Raw genomic sequence first — 23,414 nt, forward strand, 5'->3', positions numbered from 1 at the left:
AGCATGCAAAAATTCTTACGCACGCGCCGCACCGCCTTGGCCGCCGCGCTGCTCGCGGCCAGCCTGGCGCAAGCGGCACCTCCCGCCTTCACGCCGCGCTGGCAGATCGACGGCAACGCGATCCGCTGGCAGGTCGGCGACACCCACCGCGACCAGCTGGAGATGAGCGGCCGCCAGGTATCGGCGGTGATCGACTACGGCAGCCAGGCCGACGGCACGCTGCTGCTGACACGCACCGTGGTATGGCCGATGCTGCGCACCATCCCGGACGACACGCACGCCAGCCTGATACGCAAGTTCGGCCCCGAGGCCACGCCAGCCATCACCATCGACGGCGCCCCCGCCACCGCCGAACGCCTGCAACAGGTGCGCTTCGACGGCCGTCTCAGCCTGCGATCCCAGCTGGCGCCTGGCCTGCTGCTGACCCGCACACTGACGCCGTCGCCGGACGAGCCGGCGCTGGTGGAGCGGCTGGAGCTGGTCAACCACGGCAAGACCGCGCGCCGCTACAGCTTCGCCGCGCTGGACTACAGCGAAACCACGCCCGCCGATCGCGGCACGCACGGCGCCTACGTGATCGCCGTGCAGTCGGCCGCGCGCGAAGGCACGTTGGCGCCGGGCGCGCGCGCATACGTGGACGTGATCGTCAGCGGCCGCCTGCAAAACGAAATGGTGTACGTGGACGGCGAAGAAGCCTTGCAGGCGCGCGCCCGCAAGGTGGCGCAGTGGCGCGGCGAGCTGGTACTGGAAACGCCGGACCCGGTGCTCGACGCCATGTTCGCCTTCTCCAAGGTGCGCGCCGCCGAAAGCGTGTTCGCCACGCGCGGCGGCCTGCTGCACGGACCGGGCGGCACCCGCTACTACGCCGCAGTCTGGGCCAACGACCAGGCGGAGTATGTCAATCCCTTCTTCCCCTACCTGGGCGACCGCGCCGCCGTGCAGAGCGCGATCACCAGCTTCGGCCTGTTCGCGCGCTACATGAATCCGGAATACAAGCCGCTGCCCTCCTCCATCATCGCCGAGGGACGCGGCTACTGGAACGGCGCCGGCGACCGTGGCGACTGCGCCATGATTTCCTATGGCGCCAGCCAGTTCGCGCTGGCGCAGGGCGACGCCGGCACCGCGCGCCAGCTGCTGCCCTTGATCGACTGGTGCCTGGAGTTCACCCGCCGCCAGCGCGACGCCGAAGGCATCGTCCATTCCGACAGCGATGAACTGGAAGGCCGCTTCCCGGCCGGCAAAGCCAATCTGTCGACCAACGTGCTGGCCTACGGCGGCCTGACCGGCGCCGCGCGCCTGAACGCGGCGCTGGGCGACCAGCCGCGCGCCGCCGCGCTGCAACAGGAGGCGCAGAACCAGCGTGCCGCCATCGAACGCTACTTCGGCGCCAACATGAGCGGCTACGACACCTACCGCTACTACGCCGGCAACGACAAGCTGCGCGCGTGGATCGCGCTGCCGCTGGCGTTCGGCATCACGGAACGCCAGCGCGGCACCATCGATGCGCTGCTGTCGCCGCAGCTGTGGTCTGAAAACGGCGTGCTGACCGAAGCCGGCGACAAGACCTTCTGGGACCGCGCCACGCTGTACACGCTGCGCGGCCTGCTGAAGGCGGGCGAACTGGAACGCACCATGCCCTACCTGCGCTACTACTCCGGCCGCCGCCTGCTGGGCGAGCACGTGCCGTATGCAGTGGAGGCGTGGCCGGAAGGCCAGCAGCGTCACCTGTCTGCGGAAAGCGGCCTGTATGCGCGGGTGCTGACGGAAGGCCTGTTCGGCATCGAGCCGACCGGTTTGCGCAGCTTCAGTTTCGCGCCGCGCCTGCCCAAGGGCTGGCCGCGCATGGCCTTGCGGCGCATACGCGCATTCGGTGCGGGCGATCAGGGCGAAGGCCTCGACCTGGTGACCACGCGCCTGCGGCCAGGCCAGCCGGCGCAACGCGTGCTGGTGCGCCTGGACGGCAAGACCGTGCTGGATCAGGCCTGGAACGGCAAGGCGCCGTTGCAGATCACGCTTCCCAATTAATGCATATCGTTTTCAGCAATGGTAGTCGCTAAACATTCATTAGATTGCCATCCCCGCCTTGCCTAGTATGTCTCCATCGGCTGCCTGCGGCAGCCGATCATCATAAAAACGATCAGGAGACATCATGAAGAAATCCACCCACAGCGCGCGGATGACACTCGTCGCCCACGCCCTCGCACTGGCATTCGGCGGCGCCCTTTTGTCAGGCAGCTTGGTCGCGCCAGCCTACGCACAATCGAACGCCACCGGCACCATCTTCGGCCAGATAGCCAATGCAAAGGGAGCCAGCGTGGTGCTGGAGAACACAGCCACCGGCGCGCGGCGCATCGTCCACCCCGACGCCAGCGGACGCTATCAGGCCACCTCCATGCAGCCCGGCATCTACAAGGTCATGCTGATGCGCGGCGACGACATCGAACGCACGCTGGAAGTGGAAGCCTTGATCGGCCAGGGTGTCGAAGCCTCGTTCGACGCCATCCAGGCAGTCACCGTGTCGAGCCGTCGCCGCAGCATCGACGTCAGCAACACCAACAACGGCGCCGTGTTCACCGCCCGCGAACTGGCGGCGCTGCCGGTGACGCAAAGCCTGTCGGGCATCATCCAGCTGGCGCCCGGCACCTCGCGCGGCAATCCGCGCATCGGCGGCGACAGCTTCGGCGGCGCCGGTGTGTCGGAGAACTCGTACTATATCAACGGCTTCCCGGTCACCAATGTGTACAAGCAGATCGGCTCGACCACGCTGCCCTTCTTCGCCATCGCGCAAGCGCAGATCCTGCAAGGCGGCTACAGCGCCGAATTCGGCCGCTCCACCGGCGGCGTGGTCAACATCACCACCAAGAGCGGCACCAACCACTGGGACGCCGGCGCGGTGTTGCAGTACACGCCCAACTGGCTGCGCGCCAAGCCGGAGGACACCTACTATCCGCAAACCGGCGCCAACCCCGCCACCGACGGCAAGCTGCTGACCTACCGCGGCGCCAACAACGCCACCGACGTCTTCGGCAGCGTCTATGTCGGCGGGCCGCTGATCAAGGACAAGCTGTTCGTGTTCGCCAACCTGGAACAGGACCGCTTCACCACCGGCTACATCAGCAAGGACTCCGATGCGACCAACAAGACCAACGGCTGGACCGAGCGCGAGACCCGCACGCCGCGCTACCTGCTCAAGCTGGACTACAACATCAGCGACGACCACCGTCTTGAATTCACCCAGATCCACGACGAATACAAGAAGACCCAGCAGAACTACGGCTTCAGCTACGCCACGCTCCAACGCAACAACACCCGCGCCGACGGCGTGACGGGCGACGCCGGCATCACCAACGACTCGATCCTGAAATACACCGGCTACCTGACCGACCGCCTGACCGTGACCGCATTGGCCGGCCGCTTCAAATCGACCTATCCGCAAAGCGTGGAAGGCTATGTGCCGGGTGTGTACCAGATCAGCGCCCCGGTAAACGCGCAGGTGCCGGGGCTGACCTACAACAACCCGCAGACGATAGGCGGCACCATGCAGGTGGCTAACGCGGAAGACAAGCAATCGACGCTGCGCCTCGACGTCGAATACAAGCTGGGCGACCACGCGCTGCGCGCCGGCGTTGACCACAACAACGTTTCGTCGATCAACGGTTCCTCGCTCGCCGGTGGCGGCAGCTGGACTTACTTCCGCGCGTCCAATCCGAATTCGACGGTGCCGGGCGGCCGTTCGCCGGCATCCGGCGGCGGCTACGGCGCCCAAGGCTATTACGTGGACGAATACCACCAAAGCGATTCGGCCTCGCCGCACACCGACCAAAGCGCGCAGTACGTGCAGGACCGCTGGCAGGTCACCAGCACGCTGCTGCTGGACCTGGGACTGCGCAACGAACAGTTCACCAACAAGAACAGCTTCGGCGTGCCATATGCCGAACAGCGCCACATGCTGGCGCCGCGCCTGGGCGCGTCATGGGACGCGCGCGGCGACAGCAGCATGAAGCTGTTCGCCAACGCCGGCCGCTACCACCTGCAGATTCCGACCAGCGTGGCATTGCGCCTGGCCGGCAACCCGGTGCACATCGACCACTACTTCACCTACACCGGCGTCGATCCCAAGACCGGCGTGCCGACTGGCCTGACCGAAATCAGCCCGCAGGTCTCGGGCGGCAACGAGTGGGGCCAGGCCAAAGATCCGCACCAGGTGGCGGCCAGCAGCCTGGGCGCCACCTACCAGGATGAACTGGCGCTGGGCATCGAGGCGGCGCTGACGCCGGCCTACACCGCCGGCGCCAAGTTCACCTACCGCACGCTGCGCAACACCATCGAGGACTGGTGCGACCAGCGTCCGGTGGACGCCTGGGCCAAGCGCAACAGCGTCGACGCCAGCAAGTACAACATGCCCTGCCTGCTGATCAATCCGGGCCGCGACAACACGCTGGTGCTGGACCTGCGCCGCGACGGCAAGCTGGTGACCGTGCCGCTGACGGCCGACGACATGGGCCTGCCGAAAGTGCAGCGCATCTACACGGCGCTGGACTTCTTCCTTGAGCATCCGCTGCGCGATGGCTGGTACGGCAAGGTCAATTACACGCTGTCGCGCAGCCGGGGCAATATGGAAGGCCAGGTGGCGTCCGACATCGGCCAGGCCGACCTGGCCGCCACCACCGCCTACGACTATCCGGAACTGATGACCGGCGCCAACGGCCTGCTGCCCAACAACCACACGCAGGTGCTGAAGGCGTATGGCTACTATGAGCTGACCCCGGAATGGCGCGTGGGCGGCAACCTCAATATCGCCACCGGCGCGCCGAAGTCCTGCATCGGCAACCTGCCCAAGGCGCTCGACGTCAACAACAACCCGGCCGGCTGGTACGGCTCCGCCACCTTCTATTGCGACGAGAAGCTGGCGCCGCGCGGCTCCGCCGGCACGCTGCCGACCGATGTGCGGCTGGCGCTGAACGCGACCTACATGCCGCGCTGGCTCAAAGGCCTGACCTTGAAGGCGGACGTGTTCAACCTGTTGAACCAGCAGACCGACCTGGCCACGCAACCGGGCTACAACTCGGGCCCTGGCACGGTCAGCGCGTACTACAACCAGGTGCTGGGCCGCGCGCCGGAACGCCAGGTGCGCTTCACGGTGGAGTACAACCAACGGTTCTGATCGGCCCATAAAAAAAAACCCACCCGCACCGAACGCGATCTTAGGCGCGTTCAGGCAGGTGGGTTTTCTATTTCTTCAGAAGGATTAACGATAGAAGGCTTCGACTTTGCCCTTCAGCTTGATCAGCATCGGGTTACCGAAGCGGTCCAGGCTCTTGCCGGCCGGGACCTTGATCCAGCCTTCGCTGATGCAGTACTCATCAACGTCCAGGCGTTCTTTATCGTTAAAACGGATGCCCACATCGTGTTCGAACACGGCGGCAACGTGGAATTTGCTGCGCGGGTCGATCGACAGACGATCCGGCAATGGAGGGAGTTGGGTAGTATCGTTCATCCCGCAATTATATCAGCTGGTTTTCAAGACCCAAAAAAACGCTTGCATCCTCAATTAGTTGATATATACTTGCTTACTCAAGCATTAATCAAGAATTAATTGACAACGGAGCACAGCATGAACGATATTATTGACGACACCCCCGCCATCAGTCCCAGCCTGGAATTTGCGCTACGGCTGGCGCGCGCCCAGGCCGCGCTGGTGCGCCGGCTCGACCAGGTGCTGGGCGGCTACCACGGCATCAGCTTCGGCGACTTCATGCTGCTGCACTACCTGAACCGCGCCCCCGGCGGCCGTTTGCGCCGGGTCGACCTGGCCGAACGCCAGGGCCTGACCGCGTCCGGCGTCACCCGCACCCTGCTGCCGCTGGAAAAAATCGGCCTGGTCGAACGCCAGCAGGACCCGCGCGACGCCCGCGTGGCCTATGCCGCCATCACCGACACCGGCCGCGAACTGCTGAACAACGCCGTCGTGGTGGCGGAGCAGATCAGCAAGGACCTGCTGCGCAACTGTCCCACCGCGCATTTCGATGAACTGAGCACCGCGCTTGGCCTGATCGCCGGTATGAACGCCACCAACTCCTGAGAGCCCACACCATGGACGATCCAAAAAAACTGCAACGCGCGGCATTGAAGCGCGACCCGAACTTCAAATGGCTGCTGCGCGGCGGCGTGATCTCCATGATGGGCGATCAGCTGACCATGATCGCCCTGCCCTGGCTGGTGCTCAAGCTCACCGGCGACACGCTGGCGCTGGGCTTCGTCATCGCGCTGATGAGCATCCCGCGCGCCGTCTTCATCCTGATCGGCGGCGCCGTGGTGGACCGCTACTCGCCCAAGCGCGTCCTCATGCTGAGCAAGTACGCCAACGCCGTGCTGCTTGGCCTACTAACCTTGCTGGTGTTGCACAACCAGCCGACGCTGACGTTCTCGCTGAGCGAGTCGCTGTCGCTGACCATCGACCTGAACGCCCACTTGACGCTGATGATCATCTACGTGCTGGCCTTCGGCATCGGCCTGGCGCAGGCCTTCGGCATCCCGTCCGGCACCTCGATCATGCCGCAGGCGATCGCCGCCGAGCATCTGCAAGCGGCCAACGGCGTGTTGATGGGACTGCGCCAGGTGTCGATGTTGATCGGCCCCTTGATGGCGGCCGGCCTGCTCGCCTTGTCCGGCGACAGCGGCGGCGTGGTGGCCGATGCGCGCGGCCTGGCGTTTGCGTTTGGCTTCGACTGCTTCAGCTTCCTGGTCTCGGCATGGACTCTGTCCAAGGTCGGCCCGCTGACGGCGCCGGCGCAGGCGGAAGCGCCGCAATCGGTGCTGCGCTCCGTCGGCGCCGGCCTGATGATGGTCTGGAACGATGTGCCGCTGCGCCTGTGCTTCATCTACTGGGGCACGGTATCGCTGTTCATCGGCGGTTCGATGCAGGTGGCGATCCCGGTGCTGGCCAGCGAGAAGCTGCACGGCGCCTCCGCCCTCGGCGTTCTGATGGCGGCCAACGGCGCCGGCATGCTGTTCGGGATGGCCGGCGCCGCGGTGCTGGGCGCGCGCCTGCGCTTCGCCAGCTTCGGCACCGTGCTGCTGGTGGCGGACGCCATCGCCGGTTTCCTGGTGATGCCGCTCGGTTCCGTGCAAGCCCCATGGCAGGCGTGCGCGCTGATGCTGACGCTCGGCCTGCTGTCCGGCTACATGCAGATCAACGTCTTCACCTGGATCCAGCGCCGCGTGCCGCCGCACATGATGGGCCGCGCCATGAGCATCTTCATGTTCATCTTCATGGGACTGGCGCCGTTGTCGGCCGCCGTCACCGGCTGGGTGCTGACGATGATCTCGCTGTCGCAATTGTTCCTCGGCGGTGGCATCATACTGGTGGTGTTCGCGACACTGGCGTATCTGCTCACGCCTATCCGCAGCATCAGCTCCAACACCCCGCAACCGCAGTAAAAGGAAACGTGCATGGAAACCAAATGGCTGGAAGACTTCATCTCGCTGGTCGAGACCAATAATTTCAGCCGCTCGGCGGCGCTGCGGCATGTGACGCAGCCCGCCTTCTCCCGCCGCATCCAGTCGCTGGAAAACTGGCTGGGCACGGACCTGATCGACCGCACCTCGTATCCCACGCGCCTGACGCCGGCCGGCATCGTGTTCTACGAGCAGGCGCTGGAGATGCTGGCGCAGATCAACGGCGCGCGCGACATGCTGCGCTCCAAGCGCGCAGCCGCGCAGACCAGCATCGACCTGGCCGTGCCGCACACGCTGTCGCTGACCTTTGTGCCGAAATGGCTGACCACCCTGGAGCAGGATTTCGCGCCGATCAGCAGCCGCCTGATGGCGCTCAACGTGCACGACGCCGTGATGCAACTGGTCGAAGGCGGCTGCGACCTGCTGCTGTGCTACCACCATCCGCGCCAGCCGGTGCAGCTCGATCCGGGCCGCTACGACATGCTGGTGATGGGCCGCGAATCGCTGTGCGCCTACGCCCGCTGCGACAAGAACAAGGCGCCGGAATTCACGCTGCCCGGCACCAAAAAAGAGCCTCTGCCGTTTTTATCGTACACCAACAACGCCTACCTGGGCCGCATGGTGGAGTTGATCCTGACCGACGCCAAGACGCCGCTGCACCTGGACCCGCACTACGAAACCGACATGGCCGAAGGCCTGAAGATGATGGCGCTGGAAGGCCGCGGCGTGGCCTTCCTGCCCGAATCGGCGGTCACGCGGGAGCTCAAGCAAAAGCAGCTGGCGCGCGCCGACGGCGGCGCCTCCGAGTGGGAAATCGAAATGGAAATCCGCCTGTACCGCGAGCGCCCGTCGGCGCACCGGCGCGGCAAGGCCATCGTCGAACGGCTGTGGGAGTTCCTCGAACAGCAGCAAAAAGATAGTGGCCGCAAACGCCGCGTCTCGGTCTCGGAAAGATAAGGCCAATTAGCCGCGAATTAACACCACGATTAGCACCACTTGCATAACTATGCATTTTTTGCATAGCCGAATGCGCATACAGCATTGGCCCGTTTTCAGTCTCCCATCCTATGATTCGCTCCACTTGAAGAGCGCCACGAGCGGCCTTCAGCCACGAATTCAAACGGAGACTTGAGCATGACCACTGTACAAGCACACGCACTGCCTTCCTACCTCAATCCAGAAGACCTGGGCCCTTGGGGCGTCTACCTGCAGCAGATCGACCGCGTCACCCCGCACCTGGGCAGCCTGTCGCGCTGGGTCGAAACCCTGAAGCGCCCGAAGCGCATCCTGACCGTCGACGTGCCGATCGAGCGCGATGACGGCACCATCGCCCACTACGAAGGCTACCGCGTCCAGCACAATATGTCGCGTGGTCCAGGCAAAGGCGGCGTGCGCTTCCACCAGGACGTGACCCTGTCCGAAGTGATGGCCCTGTCGGCATGGATGACCGTCAAAAACGCGGCGGTGAACGTGCCATACGGCGGCGCCAAAGGCGGTATCCGCGTTGATCCAAAGACCCTGTCCCGCAACGAACTGCAGCGCCTGACCCGCCGCTACACCAGCGAAATCTCGCTGATCATCGGACCAAACAAGGACATCCCGGCACCGGACGTCAACACCAACGAACAAGTGATGGCATGGATGATGGACTCCTACGCCATGATCGAAGGTAACCTGTCGACCGGCGTCGTCACCGGCAAGCCTATCTCGCTGGGCGGCTCGCTGGGCCGCCGCGAAGCGACCGGCCGCGGCGTGTTCGTGGTGGGCCGCGAAGCCGCCGCCAAGCGCGGTGTGGCGATCGAAGGCGCTCGTGTAGCGATCCAGGGTTTCGGTAACGTCGGCGGCGTGGCAGCGACCATGTTTGCGGAAGCCGGCTCCAAGATCATCGCCGTGCAGGATCACACCGGCACCGTCGTCAATCAAGGCGGCCTGGATGTGGCACGTCTGCACCTGCACGTCGCCGAATGCGGCAGCGTGACCGGTTTCCCCGGCGCCGAAGCCTTCCTGGACCGCGACGCGTTCTGGGGCATCGAGTCGGACATCCTGATTCCAGCCGCGCTGGAACAGCAGATCACCGCCGCCAACGCGCCGACGATCCGCACCAAGATCATCCTGGAAGGCGCCAACGGCCCGACCACTCCGGAAGCGGACGACATCCTGACCGACAAGGACGTGCTGATCGTGCCGGACGTGCTGGCCAACGCCGGCGGCGTGACCGTGTCGTACTTCGAATGGGTGCAGGATTTCTCCAGCTTCTTCTGGAGCGAGGACGAGATCAACGCCCGCCTGACCCGCATCATGCAGGACGCCTTCAACGCCGTATGGTCGGTGTCGCAGGACAAGAAGGTCACGCTGCGCACCGCCACCTTCATCCTGGCGTGCACCCGCGTGCTGCAGGCCCGCGAAGTACGCGGCCTGTATCCATGATGTACTGATCCCCAGCAGTTTGCGCCTGCACCGGCTTCGGCCCGTGCGGGCGTTTTTCGCATTCAGAGCCAACAAAATAACGAGGACACCATGAGCACCATCGAACAAAAAGCGCTGGCCTACCACCGTGCCGGCAGCGCCGGCAAGATCGCCATCGAAGTGACCAAGAGCGTCGCCACCCAGGAAGACCTGGCGCTGGCGTATTCGCCTGGCGTGGCCGCGCCGTGCGTGGAAATCCAGCGCGATCCGGCCAAGGCCTACGAGTACACGGCCAAGGGCAACCTGGTCGGCGTGATCACCAACGGCACGGCGGTGCTCGGCCTCGGCAACATCGGCGCGCTGGCCGGCAAGCCTGTCATGGAAGGCAAAGTGGTGCTGTTCAAAAAATTCGCCGGCATCGACGCCTTCGACATCGAGATCGACGAAACCGATCCCGATAAGCTGATCGACATCGTCGCCGCGCTGCACCCGACTTTCGGCGGCATCAACCTGGAAGACATCAAGGCGCCGGAATGCTTCTACATCGAGCGCAAGCTGCGCGAGCGCCTGTCGATCCCGGTGTTCCATGACGACCAGCACGGCACCGCCATCGTGGTCGGCGCCGGCATGCTGAACGCGATCGAGATGACCGGCCGCGATATCGCCACCGTGAAGATCGTCTGCTCCGGCGCCGGCGCCGCCGCCATCGCCTGCCTGGAACTGCTGGTGGACCTGGGCGCGGAACGTCGCAATATCTTCGTCTGCGACAGCAAGGGCGTGCTGACCACCGCGCGCAAGCTCGATGGCGAAAAAGCCGCCTGGGCGCAGGACACCAGCGCCAGCAAGCTGTCCGACGTGATGGACGGCGCGGATGTGTTCCTCGGCGTGTCCGGTCCCGGCGTGCTGTCGCCGCTCGATATCGAGCGCATGAAGCCGCAGCCTATCGTGTTCACGCTGGCCAATCCGGAGCCGGAGCTGCGTCCGGAACTGGTGCGCGAAGTGGCGCCGGACGCCATCATCGCCACCGGCCGTTCGGACTATCCGAACCAGATCAACAACGCGTTGTGCTTCCCTTACCTGTTCCGCGCGGCGCTCGATTGCGGCGCCTCGACCATCAACCAGGAAATGAAGCGCGCCTGCGTGGTGGCGCTGGCCGACATGGCGCGCAGCGATGCCCGCTTCGGCAAGGACTACGTGGTGCCTGGCCTGCTGGACCCGCGTTTGCTGAGCGGTGTCACGCCGAAGATCGCCACCGCCGCCTGGCGCAGCGGCGTCGCCCGCAAGGAACTCAATGAGCTGGAATACGCGGACGACCTGCGCGACCTGGCGGAATCGCTGATCTAAACCAGCGCAACGGCGGCGCGCTCCTCAATTGCGGGTGATGCGCACCGCCGCCAGGTGATTCTCGTCGCCGAACAGCAGCGTGGCGTGATCCGCGAACAGCAATTGCCGCATCACCGGATAGCTGCCCAGCACCCCGCCGTTCCCGTTGATCTTGATGCGGAAGATCAGGGACTTCTGCGCCGACAGTGCCGACGTACCCACGCCATAGTCGGCCAGCACCATCACATCCGTCACCGGATCGCCCGGACTGTAGGAACCAACCGCCACATCGGCCAGCAGCAGGCTGCCCTTGTACACACGCGCATCCACCTCAGCCATCCGGCCGTTGCCCGGCCAGTGGCTGGACAAAGTCTCCTGACCAAGGTCGGTGCGGCCTGCCGGCAGCACGGCGACGCCGTTCTTGTCGATCGCCACGCCCATCACGCCGCCAGGACTGGTCAGCGTGGCCTTGCCGTTCCACAGTACACCCAACTTGCCGTCCGTATCGAGCACGATCGGGTAAGGCTGCGCGCCGCTGGTGCCCAGGGAATGCAGGACCGGCGCCCCCAGTCCTTTCGGCCACATGGCCACCATCGCACCGCCGCCCTCCAGCCACCCGGCCAGCACCGCACCACCCGACGCCGCGACATGCGGATGTAGAGCCGATGTCGAAATCTCGAACGGTGGCGTCAACTGCCGGCCATTGAAATCGAATTTGCACAGCTTGAGCAGGTACTGCGTCTTTTCGGTGACCGGCAACAGCGAGAAGGTGGTGACCAGCCAGAAACCGTTGCCATCCACTGCCGCGCTGCTTTCCGCAGCCGCCAGCTCAGTGGTGGAGCTGGCGGCGACCGCCGGATACAGTTCCTGCGCCTCGCCGAGCTGCTTCGCCCGCGCGTCGAAATGCAGCAGCCTGACGCCAGGCCCCGATTGCACCATCACGAAGCCGTCCGGCGAAGGCAGCATCTGCCACTCGCCGGTATAGCCGGCGGCCAAAGTGAAGCCGTAGTCGATGCTGGAAACCAGCGCGCCATCCTGGTCCAGCACACTCAATCGCGTGCGCGGATGCACCTTGTTGCCGCTGACGGTAATGCTGGAATCGGAGAAGGAACGCACCACGATATGATCGCCGACGACCAGCGCATCGCCCATGCCGGCCAACACTGCGCCACCAGGCAAGGTGACCGACCGCGGCACCCCGGCCAGGGCGATGGTGCCGGTGGTGTCCGGCGCGGTGCCGGTGAAGGTGCTGGCGGCGGTGGTGTCAGTGGTGGGAACGGAAGAAGCGGAGCCGCCGCCGCAAGCGTTCAACGCGGCGGCCAGTGCCAGCAAGGCCAGATGGCGGGGTAAGGCTTGAAAACTCATACTGGCTCACAGTGCACGGTTTGAAAGCGAAAAGTATATAGAAAAACAATCCTCTCTCTATACCATCCGCGCCACAACGGCATGGCCCCGCGAGCCAGCGGGATGACCCGGCAGGCCTTTATTTTCTAATGACTTCGCCGCCCTTCATGACGAAGGTCACCTTGGTCAGTTCCGTCGCGTTTTCCGTCGGGTCGCCCTTGACGGCGATGATGTCGGCGAACTTGCCGGTGGCGAGAGAACCGACGCGGTCCTTCCAGCCCAGCAGGTCGGCCGCGTTGATGGTGGCCGCCTGGATCGCCTGCATCGACGTCATGCCGTACTTGATCATGTAGGCGAACTGCCTGGCGTTGTCGCCGTGCGGATAAACGCCGGAGTCGCTGCCGAAGGCCATCTTGGCGCCGCCGTTGAAGGCCTTGCGGAAGTTGTCGCGCTGGATCTGGCCGATCACCTTTTCCTTGGCGATCGATTCCGGCAGCATGCCGGCCTTCTCGCCCTCCTGCAGGATGAAGTCGTCGTTGTAGATGTCCATGACCAGATAGGTGCCCTTCTCGCGCGCCAGCTTGATGCCCTCGTCGTCGATCAGGCTTGCGTGCTCGATCGAATCGACGCCGGCCAGGATCGCATCGCGGATGCTGCTGGTGCCGTGCGCGTGTGCGGCCACCTTGCGGCCCAGCTTATGCGCCTCGCCGACGATGGCCTGCATCTCTTCCAGCGTGTACTGCTGCGCGCCCGGCTCGTCGCCCTTGGACAGCACACCGCCCGATGCGCAGATCTTGATCACGTCGGCGCCGTATTTGGCCATCTCGCGCACCTTGGCGCGCGCCTCCCACGGGCCGTCTGCCACGCCGCGGCTGGTGAACTTCATCTCGGCCGGCAGCAGGTTCTCGTCGCAATGGCCGCCCTGGATGCCGATGGCGTATCCGGCGGTGCGCATGCGCGGCCCGATGAAATCACCGTCGTTGATGGCGTCGCGCAGCGCCACGTCGCCGAAGCCGCTGGCGCCGACGTTGCGCACCGTGGTGAAGCCCGCCTCCAGTGTCTTGCGCGCGGCACGCACGCCGTACAGCGCAGCGCGGGTATCGGACACGCCCAGCGCGTTGTAGCCGCCCAGGTAAGGGTCGCCGGTCAAATGGGTGTGCATGTCGATCAGGCCTGGCAGCACCGTCTGCGAGGACAGGTCGATCAGCTGCGCGCCGGCCGGCACCTTGGCCGAGGCACTCGGGCCGACCGAAGTAATGCGCTCGCCGGTGACGATGATGGTCTGGTCCTTGAGCACCGTGCCGGCGACCACGTCGACCAGCTTACCGGCGCGTATCGCCACCACTTTGGCGCCGTCGGCAAACGACGGCGCCGCCGCGCCCAGGGTGCCAAGGACGGTGGCGGAAATCAGGAGATGCTTGAGTTTCATTGGGTGGGCCTTTTTCTTCGAAAAGAAAAGAATAGCAGAGCGCTAGAAAAAAAGCGTTCTTATTGTTGAACTATCCCGGCCAGGCACACGTGCGGAATCCTGCATAGAAGTCGTCGCGCTCGGGCAGGAAGAAATTACGGAATTTGGCCGAATCGAAACGCAGCGGCGTCGCGAACGAGGCGCCGCGCAAGGTCTGGTGGGTGCTGAACCACGGCTCGGAATATTCGCGATAACGGTCGGCCTTGAAGTCGGGGTAAGGCTCGAACGGCGACGCCGTCCATTCCCACAGTTGCCCCCAGCGGAACGCCGGATGGCCGGACAAGGCTGCATATTCCCATTCCGCCTCGGTCGGCAGGCGGCGTCCGGCCCAGGCGCAGTAGGCCTGCGCTTCATACAGGTTCACATGGCGCACCGGCTCGGCGCCGGCCAGCGTGGTCGGCTGACCGAAGCGCACGGTGCGCCACTGGGCGCCGTCGCGCTGCCAATAACGCGGCGCCGAACGCTCCTGGCGCATCAGCCAGTCGGCGCCGGCGCTGCTCCAGAACTGGCGCTGGTCGTAACCGCCGTCGGCGACGAAATCGGCATACTGCGCGTTGGTCACCAGGGTGCTGTCGATGGTGAACGCCGCCACGCGGAAGCTGTGCGCCTGGCGCTCGTTGTCGAACACGAAGCCCCGACCCTCGGCGCAGCCCAACTGGATGGTCCCGCCGGGGAAGCCGATCTCCGACGGCGCGAACAGCGGCTGCTCATTGTGCGCGGCCTGCGCCGGTCCGGCCAGGCCCAGGGTCTGCAAGGTGTAGAGCAGCGCTTCGCCGTGCATGTCCTCGTGCGCCAGCGCCAGGCGGTAGGGATACAGCGCCGCATCGTCGTTCGGTTCGCGCGACAGTTTGTCGAGCACACGGTCCAGCACTTCGCGGCAGTAGGTCTTCAGCGCGCCGGTGCTGGGCAGGTCCAGCGTCCAGCGGGCGCGGTGCGGCACCGTCGCCGAATCGAACCAGTCGTCGCCTTTGCTCAGCAGGCAGTTGCCGTGGGCGTCGGCCGGATGGCTGGACGCCGCTTCGCGCAGGATGAACCATTCGGAGAACCAGGCGATGTGGCCCAGCTCCCACAAGGGCGGATTGACGATGCGCAGTTGCGGCACGCGTGTCGGCACGTCCATGCCGGCGGCGGCGAAGCAATCGAACAGCGACAGCGTATAATCCCGCGCATGCCGCAGCGCCAGCGCCAACTGCTGTGGCGTGGCGTTCCTGAACGAAGTTGGGCTTGATATCATGAGCCGATTGTAACGAATTTTAGCCAAAATACCAGTGAGCGCACCCCATATCTGGATCGTCAGTCCCGCCTCTGCACGCGCCAACAACGGCAACTGGCAGAGCGCAAGCCGCTGGGCGCGTTTTCTGCGCACGCGCTACCGGGTATCGATTTCACAACAGTGGCCGGAATCCGGCGAACAGTCCCCGCCCGACCTGTTGATCGCGCTGCACGCGCGCCGCTCCGCGCCCTCGCTTGACGCCTACGCGCAGGCCTGTCCGCAGCGGCCGTCGATTTTGCTGTTGACCGGGACCGACCTGTATCGCGACATCCAGACCGACGCCAGCGCCCAGCAAGCGCTGCGCCAGGCCGGCGCGCTGGTGCTGCTGCAACCGGCCGGCATGGACGCCCTGCCCGCGCCGCTGCGCGCCAAGGCCAGCGTGATCTTCCAGTCGGCCGCCACACTGAAGCCGGCGGCGCGCGCCAACAGGCGCCATCTGGACATCGTCATGGTCGGCCACCTGCGCTCCGAAAAAGACCCGCTGACCTTCATGCGCGCGGTCGCGCTGGTCGCCGCGCCCAGGGCGCGCCTGGTCCACATCGGCGGCGCGCTGGAGCCGGCGCTGGAACAAGCCGCGCTGGCGACGGCGGCGGCCCACCCGCGCTACCGCTGGCTGGGCGCGCTGCCCCATGCGGCCACGCGGCAGCGCCTCAAGCGCAGCCACCTGATGGTGATCGCCTCGCACATGGAGGGCGGCGCCAACGTCATCATCGAAGCGGTTTGCAGCGGCGTGCCGGTGCTGGCCAGCGACATCAGCGGCAATCGCGGCATGCTGGGCGACGACTACGCCGGCTACTTCCCGGCCGGCGACGCCGCCGCGCTGGCGCGGCTGATCGACCGCGCGCTGGCCGAACCGGACTTCTACGAACTGCTGCGCGCCCAGTGCGACGCGCGGCTTCCCCTATTCTCACCGGCGGCCGAGCAGGCAGCTTTGCTGGAGTTGGTGGATAATCTGCTGCACAAGGCCAAACAAGGAATGACAAAATGACTAACGAAGCTAGCACCCCTGAAACCATCAAACTGACCTCCTTCTCCCACGGCGGCGGCTGCGGCTGCAAGATCGCGCCCGGCGTGCTGTCCGAAATCCTGAAGAATTCGTCCGGCTTCCCGGTGCCGAAGGAACTGATGGTCGGCATCGAGACCGCCGACGACGCCGCCGTCTACAAGCTCAATGACGAGCAGGCGCTGATCGCCACCACCGACTTCTTCATGCCCATCGTCGACGACGCCTTCGACTTCGGCCGCATCGCCGCCACCAACGCCATCTCCGACGTCTACGCCATGGGCGGCACGCCGATCATGGCGCTGGCCCTGGTCGGCATGCCGATCAACAAACTGCCGCTCGAAACCATCGGCCAGATCATCAAGGGCGGCGAATCGATCTGCGCCGAAGCCGGCATCCCGATCGCCGGCGGCCACACCATCGACTCGGTCGAACCGATCTACGGCCTGGTGGTACTGGGCCTGATCCATCCGTCCAAAGTCAAGCGCAACGCCGACGCCAAGGCAGGCGACGTGCTGATACTGGGCAAACCGCTGGGCGTGGGTGTGCTGTCGGCCGCGCTGAAGAAGGACAAGCTGGACGCCGCCGGCTACCAGGCCATGATCGCCAACACCACCAAGCTCAATAAGCCTGGCAAGGCGCTGTCGGACATGGCCGGCGTGCACGCGCTGACCGACGTCACCGGCTTCGGCCTGCTGGGCCACCTGCTGGAACTGGCGCGCGGCGCCAAGCTGACCGCGCACCTGGAAATGGCCAAGATCCCGCTGCTGCCGGGCGTGGAGCAGTTGGCGCACGACGGCTACTTCACCGGCGCCTCGGGCCGCAACTGGGACGCCTACGGCAAGGACGTCGACCTGTCGCCATCGGTATCGCAGGCGCAGCACATGCTGCTGACCGATCCGCAGACTTCGGGCGGCTTGCTGGTGTCGTGCGACGCCGCCAGCGTCGACGAAGTGCTGGAACTGTTCCGCCGCGAAGGCTTCGGCGAAGCCGCCGTCATCGGCCGCATGGCCGAAGGCGCGGCGCGCGTGACGGTGGCCTGATCACCTCTGCATCCGGACCGACAACGCCGCGCCGCGCTTCAACAGGAAGGCGCGCAGCAGGTCCGGATAGTTGGCCGATACAGCCTCCCGCACGGAGGGTCGTTTGGCAAGCGCAGCGCGCCAGGCGGCCGTTCGCGGCAAGCCTGCCAACATGCCGAAGTCCGCAATCTCATCGAATACATCGAAATAGCGGAACACCGGTCCAAACACCGCGTCGACCATGCCGAATTGTTCGCCCATGAAGTAAGGCCCCTCTCCCAGCGCAGTTTCCACCTGCTCAAAACGTGCATGGATCTCGGCGGCCTTGGCGGCCAGTACCTGCTGATCGGCGGCGTTGTAAAACCCGCCGATCAAATTCAATAGCGCCGAGCCGAACTCCATCCACGAACGCTGCTGCGCGCGCAGCAAGGCATCCGACGGGTGCAGGCGCGGCGCGTGGGTCTCGTCCAGATACTCGCAGATCACGGCCGATTCAAACAACGCCGCGCCGCCGGCCAGCAACACCGACTGGGCTCCCAGTATCTGGAAATTATCCTGGCGCTGGTGCGCGGCGGCACCCTGGCCGACGCCGGCGAGCGGCTGGTAATAGACCCTTCCACCGTATTCCGTTCGGTGCAGCGGATGGAAAAAGGCTTGGGCACTCGCCTGTTCGAGCGTTCGCGCCTGGGATATCAGCCGTCGGAACTGGCGCAATCACTGGCGCGGCACGGTGAACAGATAGAGGCGCAGCTCGACGCGGCACGCTCGGCGGCGCTGCAAAGTCCAGAGCAGGTGGCGGGCACGGTGCGCATTACCAGCACCGACACGATCATGCATGCCCTGGTTGCGCCGGCGCTGCGGGATCTGCAAGCCAGTCATCCGCTGCTGTCCTACGAGCTAGATACCGGCAATGAACTGGCGAACCTGAGCCGCCATGAGGCCGACATCGCGGTGCGCGCCACCAACCGGCCGCCGGCTCATTTGGTCGGAAAACACGTCGGATCGATTCGTGTGGCGCTGTTCGCTGCGCGCGGCGGAAAATGGAAGAAAGCCAATGCCGGCAAGGCGCCGTGGATCGCTCCGGATGACGCCCTGCCCGAACATCCATCAGTCATCTGGCGCAAAAAAAATCATCCCAAGGTCACCCCGCAATTCCGCGTCGACAGCATCCTCAGCGTGGCCGAGATGGTGGCGCTGGGATTGGGCGTAGGCATACTGCCGCTGTTCCTGGCGCGGCAGCGCAAGGACCTGGCGCAACTGGGCGGCGTGCTGGACGAAGCGCAAACCGAACTTTGGCTGCTCACCCACGCCGAATCGCGCCACCTGCGACGCGTGTCGACAGTGTACGGCCATCTGTCCCGCAGTCTGCTATTGGAGTGAGGGCGGGCCGGTGAAAGGCCATCGCGATTGCCGTGGCATCCGCCGCCAAGTGCGCTAAAGTAAATCCATCATCAACCACCAAAGGAAGATCATGTTGGTCACTACTACCGAAAACGTCGCAGGCTATCGGGTACTGGAAGTGAAAGGGCAAGTGTTCGGCGTCGTCGTGCGCAGCCGCGGCCTGGCGGGCAACCTGATGGCCGGGCTGCGCTCCATCTTCGGCGGCGAAATTCTGGAATACACAGCGCTGCTGGAAGAAACGCGCCGCCATGCGCTGGACCGCATGGTGAAGAACGCGCAGCAGATGGGCGGCAACGCGGTCGTCATGATGCGTTTCGACTCCTCCGAAATCGGCCAGACCATGAGCGAGATCGTCGCCTACGGCACGGTCGTCGTGCTCGAGAAAGCCTGACATGCTGCGCAACGTGGTACTCGCCGTCGCCGTGCTAATCGCCGTGGGCGGCGCGATCGCCCTGGCGACCGGCCACCCTCAAGCGATGCCGGCGGCGATCTGGGGCGGCATCCTCACGGTGGCGGTGCTGTTCGAACGGTGGCGCTATCAACCGCCGCCGGCGACCGGCGGCAACTGGCAGCCGACCGGCGAACAGTTCATCGATCCCGAGTCCGGCGAGGCGATGGAAGTCCTGTACGACGCCGACACCGGCGAACGTCGCTACGTCAGCAAGGCCGGCAAGCCGTAGCGGCTAACGCAGCGCCTTCAATACAGGCGCCAGCGCGGCGATCAGGTCGGCCGGCGACACCGGCTCGCCACCCTCTTCCCACGCATTCTGGAACTCTGCGATCTCCAGGCCGATCATCTCGGATTCCGCCAACACCGCGCAGGCGGCGCGCAGGTCCTCCAGCGACAGTCCGTCTTCATGCACATAATCGGTGGGCACGATGCCGGGATTGAGCACGTCGCAATCGAGGTGCATGTAGACGGCACGCCCGCCGAGCGCGGCGCGCAGCCGGTCGGCCAGCTCCGGTCCGGGCGCCACACGCGTCACCGCGCCCGACGCGATCAGCCTCACCTCCGATGGATCGAGAGAGCGCTGCCCCACCAGCACCACATTCGACAACGCCAGGCCAGCCCCCAAGCCAGAATCCCACAAGCCCGCTGGCCCTGACAGCGCCATGCCGCCCAGATAACCGCTGCCGGTGGTGGACGGCGTATTCAGGTCCGCATGCGCATCGAACCACACCACGCAGGCGTCTGGACGATAACGCGCCACCACCGGCAAGGTCGCCAGCGAGGCGGCGCAGCGGCTGGTGGCGCTCAATGGCTTGGCCCGGCGGGCGAACACCTCGACCAGCTGCGCGGCCAACGCGTGCAAGGCCGGCATGGCCTGGTTCAATTCCGATTGCCATCCCGCGCCAAGCGCCGGTGCCGGCGTGCCGACCACGGTGATGCCAACGCCCAGTTGATCGGCCAGCATGCGCGCCACCGATTGCGCGCCGGGTATCGCCAGGTTGTTGTGGTCCGCCACGCGCCCCTGGAACAGGGTAATCGCCACTTCGGTCATCGACTGCCTCCTTGAAAATAGAGACTGTAGCCGTCCCGCCGCATGCAGTAAAATTAATCAATTTCAGGAATGATAAGAATTTCTTATGCAAGACTACAAACTGTTCGCCGCCCTCACCGCCGTGATCGACACGGGCAGCTTTGAACGCGCCGCAGGAAAGCTGTTCATCACGCCGTCGGCCGTCTCCCAGCGGATACGCCAGCTGGAAGAGCGCATGGGCCAGACGCTGGTGGTGCGCAGCACGCCGGCCATCGCCACCACGACCGGCATGCGCCTGCTGCGCCACGCGCGCCAGGTCGCCCTGCTCGAACAGGAACTGCAGGACGACTTGCAGGGCGACGACCGCGAACGGCTGGTCGAACTACCGATCGCCATCAACAACGACTCGCTCCACACCTGGTTCATCCCGGCGGTGAAGGAGATCCTGATAGCGGAACGCCTGCTGCTGCAGCTGAAGGTGGAGGACGAGGCGCATACGCTTGGCCTCCTGAAGAACGGCGATGTGCTGGGTTGCGTAACCAGCGTCGAACATCCCGCCAGCGGCTGCACCAGCACGCGCCTGGGCGAGATGCGCTACCGCTGCATCGCCACGCCGGCCTTCGCCGCGCGCTACTTCCCGCGCGGATTGGACCGCGAGGCGCTGCTGCGCGCGCCGGCCATCACCTTCGGCAGTTCCGACACGCTGCACACCAACTTCCTCGCCAGCCGGTTCGCGGTGGCGGCCGGCGAGTTCCCGTCGATGACCGTGCCCTCGGTGCATAGCCTGCTGCACTGCGTACAGGGAGGCCTGGGCTACGGCATTTGCCCCGAACTGCAATGGGAAGAAATGCTGGTGGCCGGCGCGCTGGTCGACCTGATGCCGGCGGACCGGCCGACTGTCCAGCTGCATTGGCACGCCTGGGAGCTGCAAAGCCCGCGCATCGGCCGCTTTATCGACCACATGATCAAGCAGGCGCGCGCACGACTTCCTCAATACTGACTCTGGTGACTCGATATTCTAGGCAATCGGTGTCGCGCCTGCCGACAGCAGCTGCTGATAAACGCCAAAGAAGTCCTCCAGATACCGCGTCGCGACGATCTGCCCGTTTTGAAAGTAATGGAACTCCATCGTCGTCAACTCTATCGCGGCACCGGTCGCGGACAGGTCCAGAAACGGCCCGCGCTGCACGCCGCGCAGCACGCAGCGACACGCCACGACGTCCGGTCCGCACTCGTAGCCGCAACTTGACAAGCTTATTGGGCAGGTTGCCAATATTGCCCGAATCGACGGCGATCATGCGACCGCGATACCGGCGCTGACCATCTATCGCCGCAGCGCCGTCACGGCCCCGATGCCGATGGTCTACCACATGGGATTGGGCGTCACGATCCAGGGAGGCAAGCGGGTCACGCAGGGCGGGCACGCCTTCGACCACGGGCCGGGCCAGGCGTTGGTGGCGTCGGTCGATCTGCCTGCGGCCGCCCATGTGACGCAGGCCTCCGCCGCGGCTCCGTATCTCAGCATACGGCTAGACTTCGACCTGGAGTCGATTCTCCAGTTTGCCGAGGCGGCGAACCTGCCGCCGTCCGCGACCGCCACCACCTCACGCCCGATGTCCGTACTCACGCTGGATGCTGGATTGCTCGACGCACTGGGGCGACTGATTCAGATACTGGCCGAGCCCAAACTGACGGCATCGGTCGCTCCGCTGATACAGCATGAAATCTTCGCGCGCCTGCTGCTGGGACCACACGGCGCGACGCTGTATCACCTGATCGCGGCAGGCTCCCCTGGCCGCCAGGTCGCACAGGTGATCAACTGGTTGAAGACCAATTACGCAGAAAACGTTCCGATCGACGACCTGGCCGCCAGGGCCCATATGAGCCCCACGACGTTCCGCTTGCACTTTCGCGCCTTCGCCGGCATGAGCCCCTTGCAGTACCTGAAGCAGCTACGCTTGCAAAGCGCGCGCCAGTTGATGCTCAGTCAAAGCGTCGACGCCAGCAGCGCGGCCGCGCGGGTGGGCTATGAAAGCATGTCCCAGTTCAGCCGGGAATACAGCCGCCTTTTCGGCGAACCGCCGCGCCGCGACATCCAACGCATGCGCCGCCATTAAGGCTGGTCCGCCTCCCGACGCAAGGACGGATCGCCGTTCAACGCGAACGGCATGGAGCGGGACCACCGGTTGGACGACAGCGAAAACGTCAGCGCCCGCACCTGGTGATACCAGCCGGCCGGCACGTACAGCATATCGCCCGGATTGACGATGACTTCGACCGTGGCGGCCTGGCGCGCCAGCGGGAATTTCTCGAAGTCCGGCGCCTCGGGGTCGAACGGCGATCCAAACAGGATGGCGTTCGCCTCGTTCGGATACAGGAATTCGTCGTGATGCGGCGGCGCCAGGAAGATGCGCTTGGTGCCCCAGATCTGCGCGAAGATGTTGTCGTCGTAATCGCAATGCAGCGGCGTCACCGTGCCGGCAGGGCCGAGCCAGAAGCGCGGCGGCCCCATTTTGTCAAAGTACGTGGGCCAGTGGCACAGGCGGTTCAACTCGCGCAGCTCCAGGTTGCCCAGATACGGCGGCAGGTCGTGCGCGCCGGAGGCGGACAGCTCCAGGTACTCCAGCATGGACATGTCCTGCATCGCCCGGTCGGGCGCGAAAGCGGTGTTGATATAGTCGCCCACGCGCGCGCGCACCGGCAGGTGGCTGTAGTGATCGCGCAGCGTCTGCGGCGTCAGCGCGGCGAGCGGCCAGCGGTCGACCATGCCGGTCATCAGGAAGGGCAAGCCGTCGGCGGCGCGCTTGCGGAAGGCGGCGGCATCGAGCGCCCGCAGGCGCGGCACCTCGGATATCGTCGGCAGCGTGCGGGCGACACGCTTGATCGCCTCGCGCATCGCCTCGATCGAGGTGACGCCGCGCACCTGCGCATCCTTGCGCTCGCGCGCCTGCTTTTGAGCGGCAGGGTCTGCGGCCCACGCGGACTCCGATTCCTGCCTGGTAGGCGGCAAGCGCGGCGCCCGCAGCGTTTGCGCCGATTTCTTCTCTGTTGACATAGCCCGAACTTAAATTTTTGCAGGGCGATAGTATAACTGCTCGATTACAGGACCGTTCAGTTATCAAAAGTGACACGATGCCATGCATTCATCGCCATAAGGCCAAATTCCCTTGACAGCCTGGCCATCGATCTCGTACATTTAAGGCCATGACCTCGCATCTGCACCTATCCGCTTTCC

General features: G+C 65.2%; 21 protein-coding genes and 1 pseudogene. 14 read left to right on the forward strand and 8 right to left on the reverse strand.

Annotated features, from left to right (window positions below):
* Positions 1-3: 3 nt before the first annotated feature.
* Together AC07OK_RS22375 and AC07OK_RS22380 are read left to right on the forward strand one after the other, a co-directional pair.
* Positions 4-2,025, forward strand: coding sequence for a glucosidase family protein (locus AC07OK_RS22375; protein ID WP_494692354.1), 2,022 nt, complete (start codon positions 4-6; stop codon positions 2,023-2,025).
* 124 nt (positions 2,026-2,149) lie between these two features.
* On the forward strand, positions 2,150-5,164 hold the full coding sequence (locus AC07OK_RS22380) for a TonB-dependent receptor (RefSeq protein WP_494692355.1): 3,015 nt from the start codon (positions 2,150-2,152) through the stop codon (positions 5,162-5,164).
* An 84-nt stretch (positions 5,165-5,248) separates the two neighbouring features.
* Here AC07OK_RS22380 and AC07OK_RS22385 read toward each other — a convergent pair whose 3' ends face one another.
* Positions 5,249-5,497 (reverse strand): DUF3297 family protein, encoded by a 249-nt coding sequence (locus AC07OK_RS22385; RefSeq protein WP_026335271.1) that lies wholly within the window; start codon positions 5,495-5,497, stop codon positions 5,249-5,251.
* A gap of 117 nt (positions 5,498-5,614) precedes the next feature.
* Here AC07OK_RS22385 and AC07OK_RS22390 point away from each other — a divergent pair, with 117 nt between their 5' ends.
* The 5 genes from AC07OK_RS22390 (at position 5,615) to AC07OK_RS22410 (ending at position 11,208) form a co-directional block, all read left to right on the forward strand.
* Positions 5,615-6,082: a MarR family winged helix-turn-helix transcriptional regulator gene (locus tag AC07OK_RS22390; RefSeq protein WP_494692356.1), complete on the forward strand. Its 468-nt coding sequence runs from the start codon at positions 5,615-5,617 to the stop codon at positions 6,080-6,082.
* An 11-nt stretch (positions 6,083-6,093) separates the two neighbouring features.
* Positions 6,094-7,440: an MFS transporter gene (locus AC07OK_RS22395; RefSeq protein ID WP_494692357.1), complete on the forward strand. Its 1,347-nt coding sequence runs from the start codon at positions 6,094-6,096 to the stop codon at positions 7,438-7,440.
* Between the two features lie 12 nt (positions 7,441-7,452).
* Positions 7,453-8,415, forward strand: a complete 963-nt coding sequence (locus AC07OK_RS22400) for a LysR substrate-binding domain-containing protein (RefSeq protein WP_494692358.1) — start codon at positions 7,453-7,455, stop codon at positions 8,413-8,415.
* Between the two features lie 177 nt (positions 8,416-8,592).
* Positions 8,593-9,885: a Glu/Leu/Phe/Val family dehydrogenase gene (locus tag AC07OK_RS22405; RefSeq protein ID WP_494692359.1), complete on the forward strand. Its 1,293-nt coding sequence runs from the start codon at positions 8,593-8,595 to the stop codon at positions 9,883-9,885.
* 90 nt (positions 9,886-9,975) lie between these two features.
* Positions 9,976-11,208, forward strand: a complete 1,233-nt coding sequence (locus tag AC07OK_RS22410) for a malic enzyme-like NAD(P)-binding protein (RefSeq protein WP_494692360.1) — start codon at positions 9,976-9,978, stop codon at positions 11,206-11,208.
* Between the two features lie 24 nt (positions 11,209-11,232).
* Here the strand turns inward: AC07OK_RS22410 and AC07OK_RS22415 are convergent, their stop codons facing one another.
* From AC07OK_RS22415 to senA, 3 genes are all read right to left on the reverse strand, one after another.
* Positions 11,233-12,552, reverse strand: coding sequence for a hypothetical protein (locus tag AC07OK_RS22415; RefSeq protein WP_494692361.1), 1,320 nt, complete (start codon positions 12,550-12,552; stop codon positions 11,233-11,235).
* Positions 12,553-12,670: 118 nt separating this feature from the next.
* Entirely contained in the window at positions 12,671-13,960 is a 1,290-nt protein-coding gene (locus AC07OK_RS22420; RefSeq protein WP_494692362.1) for a Xaa-Pro dipeptidase, read from the reverse strand.
* A 70-nt stretch (positions 13,961-14,030) separates the two neighbouring features.
* Positions 14,031-15,233, reverse strand: coding sequence for a selenoneine synthase SenA (gene senA / locus AC07OK_RS22425; RefSeq protein WP_494692363.1), 1,203 nt, complete (start codon positions 15,231-15,233; stop codon positions 14,031-14,033).
* 34 nt (positions 15,234-15,267) lie between these two features.
* Here senA and senB point away from each other — a divergent pair, with 34 nt between their 5' ends.
* Both senB and selD read left to right on the forward strand, forming a co-directional pair.
* Positions 15,268-16,260 (forward strand): selenoneine biosynthesis selenosugar synthase SenB, encoded by a 993-nt coding sequence (gene senB, locus AC07OK_RS22430; RefSeq protein ID WP_494692364.1) that lies wholly within the window; start codon positions 15,268-15,270, stop codon positions 16,258-16,260.
* A complete protein-coding gene (selD, locus tag AC07OK_RS22435; protein ID WP_494692365.1) occupies positions 16,257-17,318 on the forward strand; it encodes a selenide, water dikinase SelD in 1,062 nt (353 codons plus the stop codon). Before senB ends, selD begins: the two co-directional genes overlap by 4 nt.
* Here selD and AC07OK_RS22440 read toward each other — a convergent pair.
* Positions 17,319-17,837: pseudogene (locus AC07OK_RS22440) on the reverse strand (glutathione S-transferase family protein); the annotation flags it as partial.
* A 3-nt stretch (positions 17,838-17,840) separates the two neighbouring features.
* On the opposite strand from AC07OK_RS22440, the gene AC07OK_RS22445 reads away from it, so the two are divergent.
* From AC07OK_RS22445 to AC07OK_RS22455, 3 genes are all read left to right on the forward strand, one after another.
* Entirely contained in the window at positions 17,841-18,677 is an 837-nt protein-coding gene (locus tag AC07OK_RS22445; RefSeq protein WP_494692449.1) for a LysR family transcriptional regulator, read from the forward strand.
* A 91-nt stretch (positions 18,678-18,768) separates the two neighbouring features.
* Positions 18,769-19,089: a heavy metal-binding domain-containing protein gene (locus AC07OK_RS22450; protein WP_020706001.1), complete on the forward strand. Its 321-nt coding sequence runs from the start codon at positions 18,769-18,771 to the stop codon at positions 19,087-19,089.
* Between the two features lies 1 nt (position 19,090).
* A complete protein-coding gene (locus AC07OK_RS22455; RefSeq protein ID WP_494692366.1) occupies positions 19,091-19,378 on the forward strand; it encodes a hypothetical protein in 288 nt (95 codons plus the stop codon).
* A 3-nt stretch (positions 19,379-19,381) separates the two neighbouring features.
* Here the strand turns inward: AC07OK_RS22455 and AC07OK_RS22460 are convergent, their stop codons facing one another.
* On the reverse strand, positions 19,382-20,200 hold the full coding sequence (locus AC07OK_RS22460; RefSeq protein ID WP_494692367.1) for an arginase family protein: 819 nt from the start codon (positions 20,198-20,200) through the stop codon (positions 19,382-19,384).
* An 85-nt stretch (positions 20,201-20,285) separates the two neighbouring features.
* Between AC07OK_RS22460 and AC07OK_RS22465 the strand changes: the two genes are divergently transcribed.
* Positions 20,286-21,179 (forward strand): LysR family transcriptional regulator ArgP, encoded by an 894-nt coding sequence (locus tag AC07OK_RS22465; RefSeq protein WP_494692368.1) that lies wholly within the window; start codon positions 20,286-20,288, stop codon positions 21,177-21,179.
* 18 nt (positions 21,180-21,197) lie between these two features.
* Here the strand turns inward: AC07OK_RS22465 and AC07OK_RS22470 are convergent, their stop codons facing one another.
* A complete protein-coding gene (locus AC07OK_RS22470; protein ID WP_494692369.1) occupies positions 21,198-21,395 on the reverse strand; it encodes an ester cyclase in 198 nt (65 codons plus the stop codon).
* Between the two features lie 91 nt (positions 21,396-21,486).
* Between AC07OK_RS22470 and AC07OK_RS22475 the strand changes: the two genes are divergently transcribed.
* Complete coding sequence (locus AC07OK_RS22475) at positions 21,487-22,296, forward strand: AraC family transcriptional regulator (protein WP_494692450.1); 810 nt, start codon at positions 21,487-21,489, stop codon at positions 22,294-22,296.
* On the opposite strand, the gene AC07OK_RS22480 is transcribed toward AC07OK_RS22475, so the two are convergent.
* Complete coding sequence (locus AC07OK_RS22480) at positions 22,293-23,234, reverse strand: cupin-like domain-containing protein (RefSeq protein ID WP_494692370.1); 942 nt, start codon at positions 23,232-23,234, stop codon at positions 22,293-22,295. The genes AC07OK_RS22475 and AC07OK_RS22480 overlap by 4 nt on opposite strands.
* Between the last annotated feature and the right edge of the window lie 180 nt (positions 23,235-23,414).

The sequence above is a fragment of the Duganella sp. GW821-FHT07G03 genome, assembly GCF_059418605.1.